The sequence below is a fragment of the Pedobacter sp. AC402 genome, from assembly GCF_979252805.1.
Genome location: NZ_CEEDAI010000015.1, coordinates 33,223 through 55,059, shown reverse-complemented (window position 1 = coordinate 55,059; position 21,837 = coordinate 33,223). Strand labels below are relative to the sequence as shown.

The 21,837-nt window shown below is 37.1% G+C and carries 19 protein-coding genes; 10 read left to right on the top strand and 9 right to left on the bottom strand.

The window, feature by feature from the left end; all coding sequences use genetic code 11:
* Positions 1–26: 26 nt before the first annotated feature.
* Positions 27–1,101 (bottom strand): peptide chain release factor 2 gene (prfB, locus tag AC0IWE_RS23790; protein WP_463497420.1). Its coding sequence is split into 2 segments (ribosomal slippage): positions 27–1,040 and positions 1,042–1,101, totalling 1,074 coding nucleotides; the frame shifts between segments, so codons are not numbered across the junction.
* 500 nt (positions 1,102–1,601) lie between these two features.
* Here prfB and AC0IWE_RS23785 point away from each other — a divergent pair.
* Positions 1,602–2,858, top strand: coding sequence for a 6-bladed beta-propeller (locus AC0IWE_RS23785; protein WP_471795014.1), 1,257 nt, complete (start codon positions 1,602–1,604; stop codon positions 2,856–2,858).
* Positions 2,859–2,868: 10 nt separating this feature from the next.
* Complete coding sequence (locus AC0IWE_RS23780; protein ID WP_471795013.1) at positions 2,869–5,694, top strand: TonB-dependent receptor; 2,826 nt, start codon at positions 2,869–2,871, stop codon at positions 5,692–5,694.
* A gap of 17 nt (positions 5,695–5,711) precedes the next feature.
* Here AC0IWE_RS23780 and AC0IWE_RS23775 read toward each other — a convergent pair whose 3' ends face one another.
* The gene (locus tag AC0IWE_RS23775) at positions 5,712–7,016 is read right to left on the bottom strand and encodes an amidohydrolase (protein ID WP_055912854.1); all 1,305 of its coding nucleotides are present in this window, start codon (positions 7,014–7,016) and stop codon (positions 5,712–5,714) included.
* 146 nt (positions 7,017–7,162) lie between these two features.
* Positions 7,163–7,747 (bottom strand): hypothetical protein, encoded by a 585-nt coding sequence (locus AC0IWE_RS23770; protein WP_471795012.1) that lies wholly within the window; start codon positions 7,745–7,747, stop codon positions 7,163–7,165.
* An 80-nt stretch (positions 7,748–7,827) separates the two neighbouring features.
* Between AC0IWE_RS23770 and pgi the strand changes: the two genes are divergently transcribed.
* From pgi to AC0IWE_RS23735, 7 genes are all read left to right on the top strand, one after another.
* A complete protein-coding gene (gene pgi / locus AC0IWE_RS23765) occupies positions 7,828–9,477 on the top strand; it encodes a glucose-6-phosphate isomerase (protein ID WP_471795011.1) in 1,650 nt (549 codons plus the stop codon).
* 174 nt (positions 9,478–9,651) lie between these two features.
* Complete coding sequence (locus AC0IWE_RS23760) at positions 9,652–10,965, top strand: M16 family metallopeptidase (protein ID WP_471795010.1); 1,314 nt, start codon at positions 9,652–9,654, stop codon at positions 10,963–10,965.
* A gap of 32 nt (positions 10,966–10,997) precedes the next feature.
* Complete coding sequence (locus AC0IWE_RS23755; RefSeq protein WP_471795009.1) at positions 10,998–13,025, top strand: M16 family metallopeptidase; 2,028 nt, start codon at positions 10,998–11,000, stop codon at positions 13,023–13,025.
* Positions 13,026–13,420: 395 nt separating this feature from the next.
* The gene (locus AC0IWE_RS23750; RefSeq protein WP_055912863.1) at positions 13,421–13,789 is read left to right on the top strand and encodes a hypothetical protein; all 369 of its coding nucleotides are present in this window, start codon (positions 13,421–13,423) and stop codon (positions 13,787–13,789) included.
* A gap of 50 nt (positions 13,790–13,839) precedes the next feature.
* Entirely contained in the window at positions 13,840–14,382 is a 543-nt protein-coding gene (locus tag AC0IWE_RS23745; RefSeq protein ID WP_471795008.1) for a YceI family protein, read from the top strand.
* 6 nt (positions 14,383–14,388) lie between these two features.
* A complete protein-coding gene (locus AC0IWE_RS23740) occupies positions 14,389–15,336 on the top strand; it encodes a DUF5777 family beta-barrel protein (protein WP_471795007.1) in 948 nt (315 codons plus the stop codon).
* A 35-nt stretch (positions 15,337–15,371) separates the two neighbouring features.
* Complete coding sequence (locus AC0IWE_RS23735) at positions 15,372–15,824, top strand: QcrA and Rieske domain-containing protein (RefSeq protein ID WP_471795006.1); 453 nt, start codon at positions 15,372–15,374, stop codon at positions 15,822–15,824.
* A gap of 60 nt (positions 15,825–15,884) precedes the next feature.
* On the opposite strand, the gene AC0IWE_RS23730 is transcribed toward AC0IWE_RS23735, so the two are convergent.
* The 3 genes from AC0IWE_RS23730 to AC0IWE_RS23720 are packed head-to-tail and all read right to left on the bottom strand — an operon-like array spanning position 15,885 to position 19,118.
* Positions 15,885–17,027, bottom strand: a complete 1,143-nt coding sequence (locus AC0IWE_RS23730; protein ID WP_471795005.1) for an ABC transporter permease — start codon at positions 17,025–17,027, stop codon at positions 15,885–15,887.
* Complete coding sequence (locus AC0IWE_RS23725; RefSeq protein ID WP_471795004.1) at positions 17,027–18,163, bottom strand: glycosyltransferase family 2 protein; 1,137 nt, start codon at positions 18,161–18,163, stop codon at positions 17,027–17,029. Before AC0IWE_RS23725 ends, AC0IWE_RS23730 begins: the two co-directional genes overlap by 1 nt.
* Positions 18,141–19,118 (bottom strand): lysylphosphatidylglycerol synthase domain-containing protein, encoded by a 978-nt coding sequence (locus AC0IWE_RS23720; RefSeq protein WP_463497440.1) that lies wholly within the window; start codon positions 19,116–19,118, stop codon positions 18,141–18,143. Before AC0IWE_RS23720 ends, AC0IWE_RS23725 begins: the two co-directional genes overlap by 23 nt.
* Before the next feature lie 41 nt (positions 19,119–19,159).
* On the opposite strand from AC0IWE_RS23720, the gene ruvC reads away from it, so the two are divergent.
* Positions 19,160–19,747, top strand: coding sequence for a crossover junction endodeoxyribonuclease RuvC (gene ruvC / locus AC0IWE_RS23715; protein WP_471795334.1), 588 nt, complete (start codon positions 19,160–19,162; stop codon positions 19,745–19,747).
* A 397-nt stretch (positions 19,748–20,144) separates the two neighbouring features.
* Here the strand turns inward: ruvC and AC0IWE_RS23710 are convergent, their stop codons facing one another.
* The 3 genes from AC0IWE_RS23710 to AC0IWE_RS23700 form a co-directional block, all read right to left on the bottom strand.
* Positions 20,145–20,576: a hypothetical protein gene (locus tag AC0IWE_RS23710; protein ID WP_471795003.1), complete on the bottom strand. Its 432-nt coding sequence runs from the start codon at positions 20,574–20,576 to the stop codon at positions 20,145–20,147.
* Between the two features lies 1 nt (position 20,577).
* Positions 20,578–21,039: a DUF4349 domain-containing protein gene (locus AC0IWE_RS23705; protein WP_471795002.1), complete on the bottom strand. Its 462-nt coding sequence runs from the start codon at positions 21,037–21,039 to the stop codon at positions 20,578–20,580.
* A 533-nt stretch (positions 21,040–21,572) separates the two neighbouring features.
* Positions 21,573–21,791, bottom strand: a complete 219-nt coding sequence (locus AC0IWE_RS23700) for a hypothetical protein (RefSeq protein ID WP_055912883.1) — start codon at positions 21,789–21,791, stop codon at positions 21,573–21,575.
* Positions 21,792–21,837 lie beyond the last annotated feature (46 nt).

The following is a 21,837-nucleotide window of genomic DNA, read 5'->3' as shown; positions in this document are numbered from 1 at the left end:
TGGATGACTTTGCCATTTTTTTAATATTAAAATTCCATTAAATAAGCTTTCAAAAAATCATTGATATCGCCATTTAAAACAGCGTCAGGATTTGAAGTTTGATAATTGGTACGGTGATCTTTTACCCTCCTATCATCCAGAACGTAGCTTCTGATTTGTGAGCCCCATTCTATTTTCTTCTTCGATCCTTCTACCAGTGCGGTTGCTTCATTACGCTTACGTTCTTCAATTTCGTACAATTGAGATTTCAATAAACGGATCGCATTTTCTTTATTCTGCAATTGCGATCGCGACTCCTGATTTTTAATAATAATGCCTGATGGCTTGTGGTACAACCGCACAGCCGTTTCTACCTTATTTACATTTTGCCCACCAGCACCGCCTGCTCTGAATGTTTCAAACTCTATATCGGCAGGGTTAATATCAATCTGAATCGTATCATCAACCAGTGGATAAACATAAACAGAGGCAAATGAAGTGTGCCTACGGGCATTCGAATCAAATGGAGATATACGAACCAAACGGTGCACCCCATTTTCGCCCTTAAGATAACCATAAGAAAAATCACCGTCAAATTGAAGCGTTACCGATTTTATACCTGCAATCTCTCCCTCCTGACTATCCTGTTCGGTAATTTTATAACCGTTCTTTTCACCCCACATCATATACATGCGCATCAGCATATAAGCCCAATCGCAACTTTCGGTTCCACCAGCTCCGGCAGTAATCTGTAATACTGCAGAAAGTTGATCCTCCTTACTACGAAGCATATTTTTAAGTTCGAGTTCTTCTACAGCAGTTTTGCTGATCTCGAACTGGTCTTGCAATTCTTTTTCAGAAGCATCTCCAGATTGAAAAAACTCAAACATCACTACCGCATCCTCAACCGCATTATTGGTTTGGTTAAAGCCATCAGTCCATTTTTTCTTTGAGCTGATTTCTGCTAGAATTTTTTCTGCTTTCTTTGGATCATCCCAGAAATCGGGTGCCATTGTTAATTTTTCTTCTTCGCGAATGGCATAAAGTAGCTCATCAACGTCAAAGATACCTCCTCAGCGACGCTACTCTGTCCCTTAAATCCTGAATATTTTCTTTGGTCATAGCAACAAATATAACAAATATGAGCTACTATTAAGGTGAGGCTGAGTAAAACCTTGATAGCATCAATATTAATGGTGACGAAAATAACCTAAATCCTTTAACGGTTAAAGACATTCAAATTTATCAAAGCCTTAACCAGCTTCACTTCTTAATGTTTTAGAAATAAAAAGGCCGTTTACCATTTAAGAATTAAGGACATTAGGAAAACTTAACTTCTTAATGGTTAAAATGATCCAGGCGGTTAAGATTAAGAATCAACGATAATTTGCCTGAACTAAATTACCTGTATTTTAATCCTTTTCAGCTATAAATTAACCTACTCTGTAACTTAGCTGTTAAAACTTGTTAAAATCATAAAATGAATAATCAACTAACTGTTTAATTGATTAATTTCCAACAATATTTATCAAATCGACCGGAAATTAACTTGCGCTTCATCAGGTGGCGTAGCTAAAACTGAACAGATATATTTAACTATTATTAACCTCTAACCAATACAAATGAAAACGCGCATGCTCTTTTTAGCGTATTTATTTTTCTGTACCGCAGCCTGGGCTCAGCAAGGAAAGATAGATAGCACTGAAATGCTCACCCTACGTATCGATCCACAAACTGCCCATGGCGCAGCTGTTTCGCAGATTTTTAGTGAAGTAGAATTTATTCCGCTTGAAACCACTAAAGAAAGTCTTTTTGGTAGTATCAGCCAGTTGAAAATTATGGAAGATAACTACGTGATATATGATTATGATACCAAGGCCATACTTATTTTTGGAAAAGACGGGAAATACAGAGCAAAAATCAATGCAAGCAATATAGAACAGGATAAAAATGAAAAAAACAAGTCAGAGTTTTATGGTTTCATTCCTGAGCAAGAAAACAACATCAGCTACATCGCCGTATATGCAGGCGTTCGCATTTTTTATTTTGATTTAAAGGGGAAACTGGTCAAAAAAATAATGGAAAAGGATTATGTAAACCGCCATTCCAGCCGCGATTTTAAGTTTGCAAGTAATGGAACCATTGTTCGTCCTGATTATTTAGAAAAACAAGGCAAAGACAGTACTTTTTATGAATTGGGTTTCATTAATAAGAACAAAGATTCTGTAGGCTATTTCCCTTACAGTTCAAAAAGATATGATAATGATGAATTTTGGAACTCTGGTTCGCGCTATTCTCAAACCGCACCAGATGAGATACTTTATTTAAATTATTATTCTTACGACATTTATAAAGCAAGGCCATCAAAACTTTCGCTTGCCTACCATATTATATTTCCCGCAGCTAATTCCTTACCGAGAGATTTTATTAGCAATCCGGTTTATGTAAAAAAGCGCGGAGAATTTTTCAAAAATAATCCAAAGGTTTTTTATGGTTTAAGTAACACTTTCCTGGTTGGCAACAACCTGTATTTCAAAATGCACAACTTCGGCTGGGATAGAACAATGAAAAAGGCATTGATTTATAACTTGAAAACCAACGAGCTAACATCTATACAAGATTTGGAACCCGATGCCCTTTCTTCCTTTTTGCCAGTAACAGATGCGAGCGGCGATTTCTACGATTTCATTAACCGCGGCTTCCAATTGTACGAAAACGGCTATTTCTACACCAATTATTCTTCTTTGGCCATGTTTGCATTTAAAGAACAAAGTGAAGGTAAAACAAACAAATATCCACCCGCTTTAGAAGCATATTTTAAAACCCAGAATAAAAAGAGTAATCCTGTGCTTATCAAACTTAAACCTAAATTAGACTAACCATCCCTAAATGTACCATCTTAAACGCCTCCTCATTGTATCTTTATCTTTATTCAGTTTTTACAGTACAAAAGCCCAACAGGCAAATCCAACCCAGATTGGAGCTGTAAAAGGAGTAATTAGAGATACCACACACAACTACAATTTAAAATCGGCAACAGTATCGTTGTTTAAGGGCGATAGCACCTTAATCAGCTATCAGTTAAGCAATAATTATGGTGAATTCAGCTTCAAAAATTTACCGCTAAATGCTAAAATGTATGTAGAAATCAGTCATGTAGGTTACCAATTATTACGGAAAAATTTCACCATTGTTGATGAGAAAAATGCCCTTGATTTAAAAACATTGATTATCTCCATAAAAGACAACAATTTACAGGATGTGGAAATTAGGGTAGCACCTATTACCATGAATGGCGATACACTCGAATTTAACGCTGCTGCTTTTAAATTGGATACAAATGCTGTTGTGGAAGATCTTTTGCGTAAAATACCCAATGTAACCTTGTGGGGCGATGGACAGATTACCGTGAATGGCCGCGAGGTAAAAAGTTTGCTCGTAAACGGAAAACAGTTTTTTGGTGGCGATTTTAAAATTGCTACACAGAACATAGCTAAAAATGCTTTAGACAAAGTTCAGGTATATCGTGAAAGAAATGAGAAAAACCCACTTGATAGCACGCTGACGGTAAATTTAAAACTTAAGAAAGGCAAGGATATTGGTTTTTTTGGCAAAATTGGTGCTGGTTATGGTACCACCAAAAAATACGAGGTTGATGCGAGCTTAAACATGTTTTCGCCCAAGATGCAGGTTGGTATTATCGGCGCGAGCAACAACATTAACAAAACAGCCAACAACGTTAGAACTTTAACCGCCAATAGTACATTTAAAGGTTTAAATACAAATGTAGAATATCAGCCTGATTTCAGGCAATCGGGTATTAACCAACCCAATATAGGTGGCGTAACTTTTACCTACAACTTTGTAGAAAAACCTGAGTATAATAAAAAAAGCACCATAAACGCCAATTATTTTATACAAAACAGAAACAACGAAAGTTTATCTGATGCGCAAACCACCACCTCAATCAATGCTACTGAAAAAATATTCGATACAAACACCTCTACAGGCAATTCTGCATCAACAAATCAAAACTTTGATTCGAATTTCGAATATGCGAACGAAAACCACAGGTTTAACATTAGGCCGTCAATGTCTGTAAATAATGGTACGTCAAACAATGATACACAAAGAAGTGCTTACAATGGTCAGAATGTGCTTACCAGTACCAATAATAGTAGGGCACAAAATGACTTTAACAACAAAGGATTCAATCTTGCCATAAGCTATGGTTTATCTCCAAATTATATTACCAGAAAAGAACATCGTTTTAATGGCCTAAATGCGAGTTATCAATTATCGGTAAATGATAATGATAACCAAAGGTCTAATTTAACCTCTTTTAGGTCGTTTGTAGACCCCGCATCCAATACGGATTTCGATAGAAGGTATGACACTCAGCGAAAATCCATCAATCAAAACCTATCATTGGAAATTCCCAATTTAAAATCGCTTTTATTCGGTTATAAAAATCTTGCTGACTTCGATTTATCACTATCCAACAATTTAGCACTTAAGCACAATACCGACCACAACCAGGTGGAAGATTTAAAAGGAGGGATTTATGCAACCAATAGTTATTTAAGTAATCATACCAAAACAAATTTGGTTGATGAAACGCCAGGTATCACTTTAAGCAAATCTTTCAGAAAAAGTTTATCTAACCGGTATGATAAAAATCTACAGATTCAGGTTTCGGCAAAACACCGCTTTATTATTCAGGATAATCAATCTGATAAGGCACAGCAAAACATCAACCGCGCGTACAACAGCTTTGTACCTGAAATCAATATCACTTCAAGCAATTACCAATATGGCGAATTCTACAGGTCGATTACCTTGACTTATCAAACCAATATTATTATACCCTCTTTACAGCAACTGGCTCCTTTAATTGATAGTACTAATGTGTATAACTTACAAATAGGCAATATTAAACTTAGGGAATCAAAAGACAGATCTATTAACTTAAATGTGAATCATTCTGATCAAAAAAGCAAAAACACCTTAAATTATAACTTTAATGTATCTGCAGGTATTATAAATGATGGAATAGTAGATAGTATTTTTATTGATAACCAAAACAAGCGAACCATTTATTTAACCAATGCCAATGGCAATAAATACTTTAACTCCAGTGGTTATTTAAGGAAAACATTTAAATTAAAAACCTCAGAACTGCAACTAAGCATAAACGGTGGATTGAATATTGCAAAAAGTGCCAGTTACCTCAATGATGTATTTAGTTTTTCGAATACCTTAAATACCAATGCAAAACTAAGTTTAAACTATACTTATAAAGATAAATTTGCCACAGAGTTAGGCCAGGGATTTGATACTTATAGATCGGAGCAGGAAGCTTTTAATACAAAATACAGTGGAATAAATTTAACCAGTTCATTAAGCTCAATTTATAACATTACCAAAAAATTTACCTTAAGCAGCAACATCAGCTTTAATTCCAGCAAATCGAACAGTGCTGCAAATATTAATTTCGCCATATGGAATGCAAGCGCAACATACCGCTTTTTAAAGGGAAACAACGCAGAGTTTAAATTCTCGGCCATGGATCTGCTCCATCAAAACACCAATATTATTAACTATGGTGGCGTTAACAGTTTTACAGTAGGCACACAAAATGTGTTACAGCAATACTTTATGACAACGTTTTCCTATTACCCAAGACAATTTGGCAAAAAAACTGTAAAGAAATAAGATGATTAAACATCATCTTATTTCTTCATTGTCATATAATCTAAAGTGAGGTTAGAAAGCAATTTAACACCCAACACAAAGCCACTTTCATCAAGGTAAAAATCAGGAGTATGGTGAGATGGCGCTTTCAATGGATCTTTACCTTTTGGCATTCCACCAAGAAACACAAACAAGCCAGGGACTTTTTCCTGAAAGAAAGAAAAATCTTCAGCGCCGGTAACTGGTGGTTTTAATTTTACATGATCTTTGCCTGCTGTTGCTTGCATACTAGGCAGCATTTTTTCGGTAAGGGCAATATGATTAAAAGTAACCGGATAATGGTTGCTGTAAGGAATTTTTACTTCGGCGGTAGCACCACCAGCTTCGGCAGTTTTGGTTACTATGGTTTTAATCCTCTCGATAAACATAGCCTCATCTTCTTTGCTAAAGTTACGTACCGTACCCAGCATTTCTACTTTTTCGGGAATGATGTTCGATCGTACACCGCCATTGATAGCCCCAATAGTTACTACACCGGGATTCTCGGTCACGTTTAAATTTCTGCTCACAATGGTTTGCAGGTTATTAATAATCTGAGCCGAAACCACAACCGGATCGATACTGCTCCATGGATAAGCACCATGAGCCTGTCGGCCGGTAACCGTAATCTTCATGTCGTTAACAGCGGCCATTGTGCCACCCGGGCGGTAAGTAACTTCGCCAACCTCGGTTTGAGAATTGATATGCAAACCAAATATCACATCCACTTTAGGGTTTTCTAACACCCCTTCCTTAATCATTAAAGCTGCTCCACCTTCATCTCCTGCTGGCACACCCTCTTCGGCAGGCTGGAAAATAAATTTCACCGTACCTTGTATATCTTTTTGCATGGAAGCCAGCACTTCTGCCACCCCCATTAAAATGGCCACGTGGCTATCATGTCCACAGGCGTGCATAACTCCAACTTCCTGGCCGTTATATTGCGTTTTTACTTTCGAAGCAAACGGAACATCCACCCTTTCGGTTACCGGCAAGCCATCCATATCGGCACGTAAAGCCACCACCGGGCCAGGTTTTCCACCCTTTAAAATACCCACCACACCAGTTTTTGCCACTCCAGTTGAAACTTTAATCCCTAAAGATTCGAGATGTTTTGCAATTATGCCCGCAGTTCTTACCTCTGTATTGCCCAATTCAGGGTGTTCATGAAAATCGCGACGCCAGGTAATTACTTTTTGTTCAATGGCATCAGCTTTTTTTGAGACCAATGGCCTCAAATCTGATTTTTGTGCAAAAGAATTTAACGTTAATAAGGAAATGCTGAGCAGGTATATTTTCTTCATAAATAGTTGTTTAGTTTAGGTGCTCTAATCTAAACAATTTTAAGGGGAGATGGAATTGTACGATACTATGCAATAGTGATTTTTTTGATTTGTCAAGTTTAACAGCCATTATGCCATTAAAGTTCAAAATCTCCTTAAAGGCAGCATTAGAACATCCCTTTCAATTTATCCATAATGCCACCTTCACCAGTTTCACCTGGCTGCTGTGCTTGTTTGCCACCATTAAACATACCAATTACATCACTCACATCAAATTTGCCATCATTACCCCCTAAACTACCCAATACATCTTTAATATTGAAAGAACTATCGTTCGGATCATTCGTTTTTTGTGTAAACTTGGCAATCAACCCTGGTATAATACTTGCAGCCAAAGATTTTGCCGTATCGGCATTAATACCCAATCCACTAAGTTTATCCATAAAACTACCCGAAGCCTGTGCGGCAACCTGATTACCCTCTGCTTTATTTCCATTAAAAATATCGGTTAAAGCACCAATATTACCTGAGGACACCTGGTTTTTAAGCGTATCGAAAATAGAACCCGAAGCTGCTTGAATTACTGCTTCATTATGCTCATTCGGAATAGCAGCATTGTTTACAACACTTTCCTGTACGTTTTCGCGCACCATTTCATTTAAATTTTCTATCATGGTAATTAAGTTAATGGTTAAAACAACAATGGTTATTAACAGCACCTTTCTATTAAAGTTAAGGCGTTTATTCGACATTAAAAATTCTTAATGATTTTGAACATTAAAAAGACCGTTTTAAATTTTTGCTTTATTACTTTTACAAAAAAACAAAGATTATGTTACCTAAAGTAAATTTTACAGAAACTGAGGCTTACAAGTATTTAGCCGATCATTTTATAGATATTAATCAAAAAAGCATTAAAGATCTATTTGCTGAAGATGCAGATCGCTTTAATAAGTTTTCAGTTTTTTTTGAGGATATTTTATTGGATTACAGTAAAAACCGCATTAGCGACGAAACATTGGCTTTGCTGATTCAGTTAGCACGTGAGTGTAAATTGGATAAAGCCATAAAATCGATGTACAATGGCGATAAAATTAACGAAACAGAAGATCGTTCGGTACTCCACATCGCTTTACGTAACCTAAGCAATACGCCAATTTTGGTTGATGGCAAGGATGTAATGCCTGAAGTTAATTCGGTATTGGCTAAAATGGAAAAATTTAGCAACAGCATTATCAGTGGTGATTGGAAGGGCTTCACAGGCAAAGCCATTACAGATGTGGTAAATATTGGTATCGGTGGCTCAGATTTAGGTCCGGTTATGGTTACCGAAGCCCTTAAACATTATAAAAATCACTTAAATATTCATTTCGTTTCCAATATAGATGGTACACACATCGCCGAAACATTGGCCGGTTTAAATGCTGAAACTACCCTCTTTTTGGTGGCTTCTAAGACATTTACCACACAAGAAACCATGACAAACGCACACTCTGCACGTTCATGGTTTTTAGATAAAGGTGGAAAAGAAGGCGATATTGCCAAACACTTTGCTGCGCTATCTACAAATGCCAAAGATGTTTCTGCTTTTGGGATCGATACCGAAAATATGTTTGAGTTTTGGGATTGGGTTGGTGGCCGTTATTCGTTATGGAGTGCTATTGGCTTATCGATCTCTTTAAGTATCGGTTTTGACAATTTTAAACAATTATTGGCTGGTGCACACGCAACCGATAACCACTTTAAAACAGCTGAATTTGAAAGCAACCTCCCTGTAATTTTAGGTTTATTGGGTGTTTGGTACATTAATTTCTATAATGCAGAAACGCAGGTAATTTTACCTTACGATCAATACATGCACAGGTTTGCAGCATATTTTCAGCAAGGCGATATGGAAAGTAATGGTAAACACGTGGATAGAAACGGCAATGAAGTTGATTACGAAACCGGCCCCATCATCTGGGGCGAACCTGGTACAAATGGCCAGCATGCTTTTTACCAGTTAATTCACCAGGGAACAAGAATTATTCCTGCAGATTTTATTGCACCGGCGCAAAGTTTAAATCCTCTTGGCGATCATCATCCAATTTTACTTTCCAATTTTTTTGCACAAACAGAAGCTTTAATGAATGGAAAAACTGAAGAAGAAGTAACCGGAGAGTTGAAAAAAGAAGGCAAATCGGATGCTGAAATTGCAAAAATTGCTCCTTTTAAAGTATTTGAAGGAAACCGCCCGACAAATTCAATTTTACTTAAAAAAGTAACTCCATATACTTTGGGTAGCTTAGTTGCCATGTATGAGCATAAAATCTTTGTACAAGGCGTAATCTGGAATATTTTCAGCTTCGACCAGTGGGGAGTTGAGCTAGGCAAGCAATTGGCCAAAAAGATTCTTCCTGAATTAGCAGGTAGCGAACAAATTTCGAGTCACGATAGCTCCACAAATGGTTTAATTAACCAATATAAGGCCTGGAGATCATAAATCTTAAAAAAAAGCGAGTTAATACTCGCTTTTTTTGTTTTATTCCATAATTTAGGCCTTCCTTATTGTTATTTCACTTCATGTGAAAAAATCAAATTAACTATTTCAAGAAATAATCACTCGCCTCAGCCTTTGATCATTTCGTATCATTAAAACAAAACCTATTAAAACCTTATGAAAAAAAGAATTCTTTTTGCTTTGGCTTTTTCCGGTCTGTATTTAAGTGCTTCTGCCCAAAAAGTACAGTTCACGGAATTTGACCTGGACAATGGCCTCCACGTCATTCTACACCAAGACAAAACCGCTCCCGTTGTTGCCGTTTCGGTAATGTACCATGTTGGCTCAAAAGATGAAGAAACCCAACGCACAGGATTTGCCCACTTTTTTGAACATTTATTATTTGAAGGCTCTAAAAACATCAAAAAAGGAGATTTCATGAAACTGGTGAGTAGTAATGGCGGACAAAACAACGCCAATACCTCTCAAGACCGCACTTTTTATTATGAGCTTTTCCCATCAAACCAATTGGCACTCGGCTTATGGTTAGAAAGTGAAAGGATGTTACATCCGGTAATTAATGAGGGTGGAGTAAAAACCCAAAACGAAGTTGTTAAAGAAGAAAAACGTTTACGTATTGATAATGCACCTTACGGAAAATTTACTGAGAAAATTTTTGGCCATTTGTTTGATGGGCATCCATACCGCTGGCAGCCAATTGGTTCAATGGAGCATTTAGATGCGGCTAAACTTGATGAATTTATAGCATTCTTTAAAAAATATTATGTACCGAACAATGCTGTTTTAACCATTGCAGGCGATTTAGATATAGAGAAGACCAAAGGTTTGGTAAAATCTTACTTTGATGAAGTACCTAAGGGTGCCCCTATTGTGCGTAAAGACTTCAAATTGCCAGAAATTACCAAAGAAATTATTGATACTGCTTACGACGCCAATATTCAAATTCCTGCAATTTTTGCAGCTTACCGCGTACCTGGAATGAAAACCAGAGAAAGTAAAGTGTTAGGAATGATAAGCTCAATTTTATCAGAAGGAGGAAGTTCGAGATTAAGCACTAAAATGGTCGATCAAAAGAAAACGGCTCTACAGGTTGCTGCTTTTAATTATTCGCTGGAAGATTATGGAGCTTACATTACCCTTGCCTTACCAAATAAAAACACCCCCCTTAACGATTTGTTAAAAGATATTGATGAGGAAGTTTTGCGTCTTCAAACCGATTTAATCAGCGAAAGCGATTACAAAAAGTTGCAAAATAAGTTCGAAAACAATTATGTAAGTGCAAATAGCAAAATGCTCGGTATCGCAGAAAACCTGGCTGATGGTTACACATTTCACGATAAGGATACTAACGACATTAATAAGGAATTAGAGGTAATCAGATCCATCACCCGTGAGGAGATTAGAGATGTTGCTAAAAAATACCTCAACAAAAACCAGAGAGTTGTATTGTATTACTTACCTAAAAAATAAGCGGAGCGCTTTTCATTTTAACTATTAAAAACATGAAAAAATTATTCATTATAGCTGCAGTTTCCTTATTGGCTCAAGGTATTTCAGCACAAACTATAGATCGAAGCCAAAAACCAAAACCAGGTCCGGCACCAGTTATTACCGTAGCCGATCCTGTTATATATAAATTATCAAACGGCATTACGGTTTTGGTTGTCGAAAATCATAAACTGCCAAAAATTTCTGCAAGTTACAGTATTGATGCAGGTCCGATTACCGAAGGAGCAAAAGCAGGTGTGATTGGGCTGATGGGCAGTATGCTAAACGAAGGTACCACTACAAAAACAAAAGCCCAATTCGATGAGGCAGTAGATCAGTTGGGTGCTAATGTTGGTGCGGGGGCTTATGGCGGTTCAGCTTCGGCTTTAACGCGTTATTTTCCTCAGGCTTTTGCACTTATGGCAGAGAGCATCCGTAAACCAGCATTTCCCCCAGAATCTTTCGAGAAATTAAAATCTCAGGCAATAACCGGCCTAAAAGCGAGCGAAAAAAGTGCCAAAGCGATATCCGAAAGGGTGGTTAATGCATTGGCATATGGAAAAAACCATCCCAATGGAGAATTCGAAACCGAATCTTCGCTAAATGGCATTACTTTGGATGATGTAAAAACTGCCTACAAGAAATACATTACGCCATCAAGAGGTTACTTAACTTTTGTAGGTGATATTAAACCTGAAGCTGCAAAAGCCCTTGCCGAAAAATCATTTGGCGATTGGAAAGGAACCGCTTTAACCTTACCGGTACTTGCAAAGGTGGCTAACCCAGCGAAAACTGAAGTTGATATCATTAATGTAAGTAATGCAGTACAATCAGAAATCACAGTAGTAAACTTAATCGACCTTCCGATGAGCAACCCTGATTATTTCCCGGTGTTATTGGCAAACCAGATTTTAGGTGGAGGCTCTGAATCGAGATTATTCAACAACCTTCGCGAGAAACATGGCTTTACCTATGGCGCATACTCAAGCACTGGTTCCGGACGTTTTCAATCAAAATTTTTGGCAAACGCTGCGGTTAGAAACGAGAAAGTTGATAGTGCCGTGGTAGAATTTTTAAGAGAAATTAATACCATCCGCACCACAAAAGTTTCTGCCGATGAATTGCAGAATGCAAAAAATCTTTTCAACGGTTCGTTTGCATTAGGGTTAGAAAATCCGGCACGTACAGCAGGGTTCGCAAGTAATATCCTGATTAACGGTTTACCGAAAGATTTTTACCGTACTTATTTGCAAAAAGTAAATGCGGTAACTACTGATGATATTTTAAGGGTTACCAAAAAGTATTACAATCATGACAATACCCGGATTGTTATTGTGGGTAAAAGTGATGCATTTACCGCAGGCTTAACTAAAGCAGGCTTTAAAACCCAAATTTACGATAATTATGCAAGTCCTGTTAAAGCTACCGAAGCAACTACCGGACCAATAGCAGCCCCTGCTGACGTGATTAAGAATTACATTAAAGCAATTGGCGGAGAAGAGGCCATTAAAAAACTTACTTCTTTACAGCAAACCGGTGAAATGGAAATGCAGGGCCAGAAGTTAGCGGTTACCATTAAAAACATGGCACCAAACTTAAGCAGCATGGAAATTTCGATGGCTGGCCAAACAGCAATGAAACAGGTTTATAACGGAAAAACTGGTTATTCTATGCAGATGGGTCAAAAAGCCGAATTAACCGGTGATGACCTTAACGAAAAGAAAGATGATAAAGGCTATGGCGCACAATTGTACTATGCAACAGATGGAACTAAAATAGAATCAGCAGGGAGCGCAAAAGTTGGAACCGCCGATGCATTTAAATTAACAGTAACTTCTCCATCAGGAAAAAAGAAAACCGAATATTACGATACCAAATCAGGTTTACTTTTAAAGGATGAAAGCGTTACAACCAAAGGTGGTGTAGAAATCAGTCAAACTACCGAATACAGCAATTATAAAAAAGTTGGCGATGTATTGTTTCCGTTTACTTTAACGCAATCAATATCAACTCCACAAGGTGCTAGGAATTTGCAATTGTAATAAAAGAGATTAAGGTTAATCCACCTTTAAAAGCAGAAGATTTTAACTAAAGGTTAAAACAATTTAGTGAGTAAGCCGTGCCGATATAAAATCGACACGGCTTTTTTTTGTCTTTTTTTTTATTTCAGGCAACCAATAGGTAAAAAGCTACGTAACGATTAAGATTTCAAAAGAAAATCGATTTATAACACTTACTCAAATTAAAAAAGTAAGAATTTTTAACTAAACAAAACACAAATTTTAAGCTATTGGCATATGACAGCAAAAAAACAGGTTATTGCGATTTTATTCGCATCATTTCTGATCATATTATACATATCGGTAAAATCTGCAAGCCATTCTGACGATTCGCTTAAAATTTCAATTGCACCACGCTAATTTTTAACAAATACCTTATGAAAAAACAAAGTTCCCTAGTTTTATTGGTCGCGTTTACCGCCTTACTTTTTGCCTGCTCAAAAAAACAAGCAGAGGAGATAAAACCCGAAACTACAGTTCCAAATGGCCCAACAGTGGTTACAACTGCAAACGTTACCTATACCAATTTCGTTGGCGCCTTGCTGGAAACCAAATGCGGCAGATGCCATGGTCCTAATGGGTCTCTTAAAAGCATTTGGTTATTTAACGGCTTAGCCTCAGTAAAAAGCGATGCCCGTGTAGCCAACAGTATATTGGTTACTAAAACCATGCCCAAAGGCAGCACATTAACTACCAATGAAAGAGACTTACTCCAAGCCTGGTTTGATAAAAACATGCCCGAATAGTAGATCATCAACAGCAAACAAAATATTCGTTAACAGTAAATATTCTACAAATGCAAAAATTAATTTTCACGTTATTAGCCTTGTTTTTATGCACGGGCTTAAAGGCACAAATATGGATAAGTAAAAACGTTACTTCTTCATTCTTCTCTACTACACCTGTAGAAGATATTGATGCGCAAAGCAAAACAGGAGCTTCTGCAATTAACATCAAAACCAACGAAATCATTTTCAAGATTAATAATACCTCTTACCAGTTTAAGAAAAAGCTGATGCAGGAACATTTCAACGAAAATTATATCGAAAGCGATAAATATCCCACTTCAGATTTTAAGGGAAAAATTGTTGAACAGATCGACTTTTCGAAACCAGGCACCTACCCTATTACCGTAAAAGGAAACTTACAAATACATGGCGTAACTAAAGAATATACGGCAAAAGGATCATTGGTTATTGGTAATAATGAGGCGAAGGCAAGTTCTGCTTTTAATGTAAAACTGGCAGATCATGATATCAAAATTCCAACGATTGTATTTAAACAGATTGCAGAAACCATCCAGGTAAAAATGACTGCTACTTATCAACCTAAAAAATAAAATTTCATGAAACATCATCTAAAATCTCTTTTATATCTATTTATTTTCGGCTTTCCATCATTTGCTTTTGCACAGGATTCCCTTGAAAACGCCTTGGAGATTCCAAAAGAAAAGAGCAATGTAAAAGCCACTTTTAAAGCAACGAAACTCATTAATATACAAACCAATGAAACCATTTATAAAAATGAAATGGATTTTAGGGTAGACCACAGGTTTGGAGACATTGCCGGGAATGGTGGCGGAATAAAAAACTTTTTTGGATTGGATCAATCAACCGATATACGAATCGGTTTTGAATACGGCATCAGTGATAAACTTTCTGTTGGTTTGGCAAGGGCTAAAGGAGCGGGAATAGTTACTCAACTATATGAAGGAAATTTAAAATACCGCCTCTTAGAACAAACTACCGACGATAAAATACCTGTGGCGGTAACTTTATTCGGCAGCAGCACAATTGCTGCGGTAAAAGCATCAACCGATCCTGCGGCAGCAAACGCTTATCGTAACTTTCAAGATCGCCTGGTATATGTTTTACAAGGTGTAATTGCACGCAAGTTCAATTCAAACTTTTCGATGCTGATCATGCCATCCTACGTACACCGGAATTTTACTGTTTTTGGTGATGAAAATGACTTATTTGCCCTTTCAGTTGGTGGCCGTATTAAAATCACAAAACGCATGGCTTTTGTGGCAGATTACACGTTTCCGTTCAGAAATAAAGGTAAAAAGGCTTACCTAGAAAACACATCAGGCAATCAATATTACAACACACTTGGTGCCGGATTGGAATTTGAAACCGGCGGGCATATTTTCCACCTAAACTTTACCAACGCTACCGCTATTCAAGAATCACAATTTATTACCGATACCAATACATCATGGTTAAAAGGGCAATACCGTTGGGGTTTCAGCATTGCCAGAAGGTTCTCTTTCGATAAAAAGAAAGCAAAGTAGATTAAACCAAACAAACTATAACTAATAAGAAAATTATGGAACGCAATGAATTTATCAAATCTTTAGGCCTGGGCGTAGCAATGGTATGCACTGGGGCCTGCTTTTCGGCTTGTGGCAAAAAAAGTGATTCACCCGAACCTAATAAACCAAATGGTGGTGGCATTCCTTCAGGTACTTCAGCAAAGGTAGATCTGAGCACGCAATTATTAACCGTTGGTGCATCAATGGTTGTAAACAGCATTCTTTTTATCAGAACCGCTGCCGGCAACACTGCCTCATCTTTTGTGGCTACACAGGCTGCCTGCCCACATCAGGGCGGTGCATTGAGTTTTATACAGGCCAGTAACTACATTCAATGTGGTTTACATAGTTCGAGGTATACTACATCAGGTAGTATTTTGGCGCAACCGAGCGATGGTGGTACCACAAGTGCCCTTAAAATTTACCCAATTACAATTGCAGGTAATATATTAACAGCAACAGCTTAAGATTTTTGTTTTTTAAGGTTTGAGCAGTATCGTAATTGGTACTGCTTTTTTTATGCATGCCTAAACCGTTACATTTTGTCCTTTTACATCAAAGGCATCACGCAGGCCAATAGCAAGCACATTAAAAGCGTAAACGGTAAGCATAATGGCTAAGCCGGGTAAAATAGCGAGGTAAGCAGCATCCATAATTATGTAGCCATAATGTTCTTTAATCATGCTCCCCCAACTGGGCATTGGTGGCTGAGCACCGAAACCTAAAAAGCTAAGTCCTGTTTCCAACAATATGGCAGAGGCGAAATTAGAAGAGGCTACCACCAAAATAGGGCCTGCAATGTTTGGCAGTATATGTTTAATAATGGTACGGCTTGTGCTAAAGCCTAATGCTCTTGCTGCTTCTACAAATTCGACTTCTTTTAATGCCATAACCTGTCCGCGTACCAACCTGGCCACATCAACCCATGTAGATAAACCAACTGCAATAAATATCTGCCAAAAACCCTTACCTAAAGCAAATGAAATGGCTATTACCAGCAGTAATGAGGGTAACGACCAAACCACATTCATGAACCAGCTGATTGCTGCATCTATTCGCCCGCCAAAATAACCGGCTATTGCACCTAAACTCACCCCGATAAAAAGCGAAATGAGTACAGCCATCAAACCTACTGATAATGATACGCGGATACCCCATATTAACCGGCTCAGTAAATCCCGACCATAAATATCTGTACCTAAAATGTAAGTGTGTTTGTATATGTTATTTGCTTCGAAAAGCGTTTTTTGAGTGGCAATTTTTGAAGGTATGGCACAAGAAGGGCATAAATCTTTTAATTCGTACCTGGTTTCTTTTGCTTTTTCATCTTCTCCAATGTATTCTTGCACATAAACAGCTTGATTTTCTATTTTATATGCCGTAATCGGAATACTTTTAAAAGTTGGTGATTGTCCGTTAAGCATCCTTTCAAAAAAACCAACCTTTTCTATTTTAGGGTTTCTGCCAATAATCAAGAAGGTAAACGAACTGCCTGGTTTCTTTTTATTGAGCTGAAGTGTTTGAACATTCGCATTTGGAGAATCATCAGGCATAATCAGGTAGCCTAAAATACCCATCACCATTAAAAGTAATATGAAAATCAATCCACCTAAGGCAAATTTATTTCGCTTAAACTTTAACCATACTTTTTTTGATGGGCTATTATCCATTACCTAACCATTCTGCCTTTCCAATTGTATTTTCCACTGTTTCCTGCAATGCCGATGTACACCATATACAATACGTGCAGCACATTTAAAACGGGAATTAATATGAGTAAACTGCGCCTTTTAGCAAAGCCTGTTACATCCCATAAAAATAATGTTTCTAAAATCATTTTAACCAATAATTGATAAAATGTGATGGATAAAAAACCCGGAATGAATAACCCGGTAATAAAATTTGCCAGGATAGATAGGTTAAAGATCCAGATTAATACCCCCAACACTATAATTGCTTTATTCTTATAACGGGTACTTTTCGAAGCCCACCGTTTACGTTGCTGTATAAACGAGCCTAATGTTTCTTTTGCGTGAGTATATACAATGGCCTCCCGGTTTTTCAGGAAACCGATCTGATCGGGATATTTAGCAGCGATTTTATGCAACAGCAATTCATCATCTCCCGAAGCGAGATCATCAATCCCCTGGAAACCGCCAACTTCGTAAAAGGTAGTTTTTTCGTAAGCTAAATTTGCACCGTTACAGGTAGAGGGTTGTTTGTTACCAATGGTAGAAGCACCTAAACCTATTAAGTAAAGAAACTCCAAAGATTGTAAACGTTCAAAAAAACTTTTTTCCTGGAAATAAGCCACCGGAGAAGAAATCATTTTATATTTTTTCTCTTCGTACAAGTTTACAATCGTTTCAAGCCATTCTGCCCCCATTCTGCAATCTGCATCCGTGGTAATAATTAAGTCGCCAGTACAGGTTCCTATGGCAGTTTGTATCGCCTTCTTTTTATAGGAATTTAACGCTCTATCTTCATTTAGTTTAATCAGTTTTACGTGCTGATCAGCATAACTTAATACAATTTCAGCCGTACGATCAGTTGAATGGTCATCAATAATAATAATCTCTGTTAAGGCTTTAGGGTATTGCTGCGCGATAAGATCATCAATGGTTTTGTTAATATTGGCTTCTTCGTCTCTTGCTGCAACAATGATTGATACCCTGGTTTGTGGACCTGATTTTTTTGGCGTAAAATATATCAGCTTATGCCATCCTCTAATAAAATTGAGGACTAAAAAACCATAAATTAAGGTCAAAGCAGCGGATAAAAGACTAATTAGATTTAAGATTTCCAAAAAAATTGAGTTTAAAAACGAAATAAGTGCCTAAGATAGCAGGAATTATAATATTTATGAGCCAAATACTTGCAGTGCATGCAATAACGGCTACATGTTGATCGGTTACATGTTTAAATAATTCTACAGCGGTAACACTGCGTATTCCAACGTCAAACAGATCTAAAGATGGCAATGCCGACTGTACCAAAAAGAGTAAACACGTCATCATAATAATATCTGCATAATGCAGGCCGGGCACCAACCACACAAATAAAATGAAATATTGCGAGCTGAACACCAAATAACGTACAAAACAGTATGTAATGATTTTAAACAGTTCCCTTTTTCGGTAACGCGCTAAAATGCTGTAAAATTTTTTATATTTTCTGGTGAACTTAAAAGAAAGTAAAATTCCATTTAACCAGCGGATATTAAAATAGAAGATCAGAAAAAACAGGCAGAAAAAAACGGCTAAAAATACAACAGCAATAAAAAGAACACGATCTATCGGAATGAACCTATAAACAAAAAAACAGGCTGCAATGGCTCCAAAAACATTGGTTAATACCAATTGCCCAATACTGCCAACACTCATGGCCACTATACCAACTATTCTTCTTTTTGGCGATAGAAAGAATACTCTTCCTCCGTATTCACCTAGCCTGTTCGGCGTAAAAATAGCCAGGGTTAATCCACAAAAAACTGATTCTATCGCCCTGTAGAAACTAATAGGTTCGATATGGCTCATGAGATATTTCCATTTCCCAGCTTCTAAAAACCAGTTTACGAACATTAATATAACTACAATACCTATTACAGTAATGATCTCAACATGAGGTATATCTTTTAACAGGCTGCTAAAATTGTGCAGGTTCTTGTTTGCAACAAGCTTATGGTAAATGAACCAAAAAGCAAATATTACAATTGCAGCTTTAATGAAAAGTGATAATATTTTTTTGTGCTTGCCTGTCAAGATTATCTTTTTAGTTTGCAAATATGCTTAATATTGCTGTAATGTTGAACGAAAAAAAGGAACGGGTAATTATGGGCATCGATCCGGGCACTGCGGTGATGGGTTATGGCGTAATTTTGGAGAAGGGCAATAAAACGGAACTGATCAGTTTAGGGGTTGTAAAAATGACCCATTTAGATGATCCTTTTCTTAAACTTCAGCGGATATTTGAAAAAACGGTGGTGTTAATTGATCAGTATAAACCTGATGTTTTAGCCATTGAGGCACCGTTTTATGGGAAAAACATCCAGGTACTGTTAAAATTAGGTCGCGCGCAAGGTATAGCTATTGCAGCTGCACTTTCAAGGAATATTTCGGTAACAGAATATTCTCCACGTAAAATTAAACAATCGATTACCGGTAGTGGAAATGCCACCAAAGAGCAAGTGGCAGCGATGTTGCAAAGACTGCTGAATTTTAAAGAAACCCCTGAGTTTTTAGATGCTACAGATGGTTTGGCCGTAGCCGTTTGCCATTCCTTTCAAAAAATTAGCACCGGAGGTAAATCTAAAACTTATTCGGGTTGGGAATCTTTCGTAAGCGATAATAAAACCAAGGTTAAAGGGTTAGCGGTTAAAGCGAAGAAGTAATAAAGTAGAAAATAAGTCTTCGACTATGCTCTGATTGACAATGTTAGTATGGTCCGTGCGGACACGGACCATGGAATGTGTATTATCAATTATAAACCATTCGTCTCCCTGAATTTATTTCAGGGTCTATTGGATAAATATTAGTTTAAAGTGGTCCGTGCAGATACGGACCATGGAATGTGTATTATCAATCATAAATCATTCGTCTCCCTGAATTTATTTCAGGGTCTATTGGATAAATATTAGTTTAAAGTGGTCCGTGCAGATACGGACCATGGAATGTGTATTATCAATCATAAATCATTCGTCTCCCTGAATTTATTTCAGGGTCTATTGGATAAATATTAGTTTAAAGTGGTCCGTGCAGACACAGACCATGGAACCGTAATAATAACTTTTATATCCTTGCTTGATCGATCATACTTTTCGTAGCTTCATCTATGGCCAGTTTATTCCTTTTAATAAAATATTTTATTGTAAAGAAAGCGGCAATACCAACCAATACCAACATCCAGAGATTCGAAATAGCAATAATGATTTCTTTAAAAATCGTCCAGCCGTTTACAATGCCAAGCCAAAGCCGGTTAAAAAATGCAGGACGATAATCATATAAGTTATCATTGGCAACCACCATTGTTTTAACCGTATTATCCTGATAAAAATTTAGTGTTATCGTACTCAACTTAACCCGGCTATCGATCTGCAGATTTTCAATTTTCTTATCTACATAATCATCTTTAATATAAAGCGATGACTCTACATTGGCACTTTTCTTTAAGGCTACTTTATTGATCTTCTCTATTGCATCTACCCTATTCTGGGCCTTCAATTTATTTGCTAAATAAGCGATGCCTCTGGTCGTCCATCTTCATCGACTGGTGATCTACAAAAACCGCCATTTTAGCAATGGTGTTGGTAAATTCGTCAAGTTTCTCTGATGGAACTTTTGCCACCAGATAACCTTGGATACGATAGGAAGTAATTTCTTTTAACGAATCTGTTGATTGTTTAACCTTATCGGTTTCTTGAATTGAACTTTCGATAGAGAATTCAGCAACCGTTCCTCCTTGTGCTTTTATGGTTTTACTCAGCTGTTCTTTAGTGTTCTGAACGTCTTTTACCCTAAAACGCATATCTGCAGTTTTAATAATTTTTTCTGCGGCGGTACTATCAAGGGGAGCATTTTCTAATTCTTCAGTGCTAACAGCATCGGCACTGGCGTATTTTTTATTTTCATTTTGGCAGCCAAAAATTGTTAAAACTATGGCTATAGCAATAATATTCCTTTTCATGATTCAGTGGTTCTAAATAAGTAATCATTTTAAATATTTGCTTCAAATGGCCATTAGAAGTTCAGCATTTTGGTTAGCTTTTAATGCTGTGTTTTCCCTTAATACCATAATTGTATTTAGGTAACCCAATCCTAGGTTTGGAGCCCTGAAATTGGAGTTTTGAGAGAATTTTGCTTATTATCCAACCTTATATAACCTACAAGGTTTACTTCGTGTCTTAAACTCTTTGGAGCGCAAGTTACTATGTGTATCGCTTTAAATGCCTTGCCATCTTATTTACTTCACTACTTTCGATGTTCACTGCTATCAGGCTTAGATTACTTGAACAGATCTTTCTATCCTAAACCCAACAACTGCGATAGGCACTGATTCTTCATCAGGCTAAAGCAAATGGCGAAGCTGCTGTAATTCAACTGCTTGTGAATTTGCTTTTTCAAATAACCAGTAACATTTTATCTAACTGGTGATTTATAAAACAAAAAAGCCGATCATGAGTAAACATGACCGGCCTTTATATTTTGAAAGCAGATTGCTTATGCGTCTAATATTTTGAATACACCTTTAATGGCAATAATTGCACCGATGAACAAAATAATCCAAGATGCCAATGATAATTGCCACGAATCGTAAGCGAAACGTGCATAAGTACCCACCATGCAAACCAGTACACCAAAAATCATCATTTTATAAATTCCTGGCTGGTTAGCCGTTTTCATACTTTCTGTATTGTGCTTTAATTCGTTGTTCTCCATAATGTTTATTTTTATGATGCAGCAAAAGTAATACTTATTGCTGAAT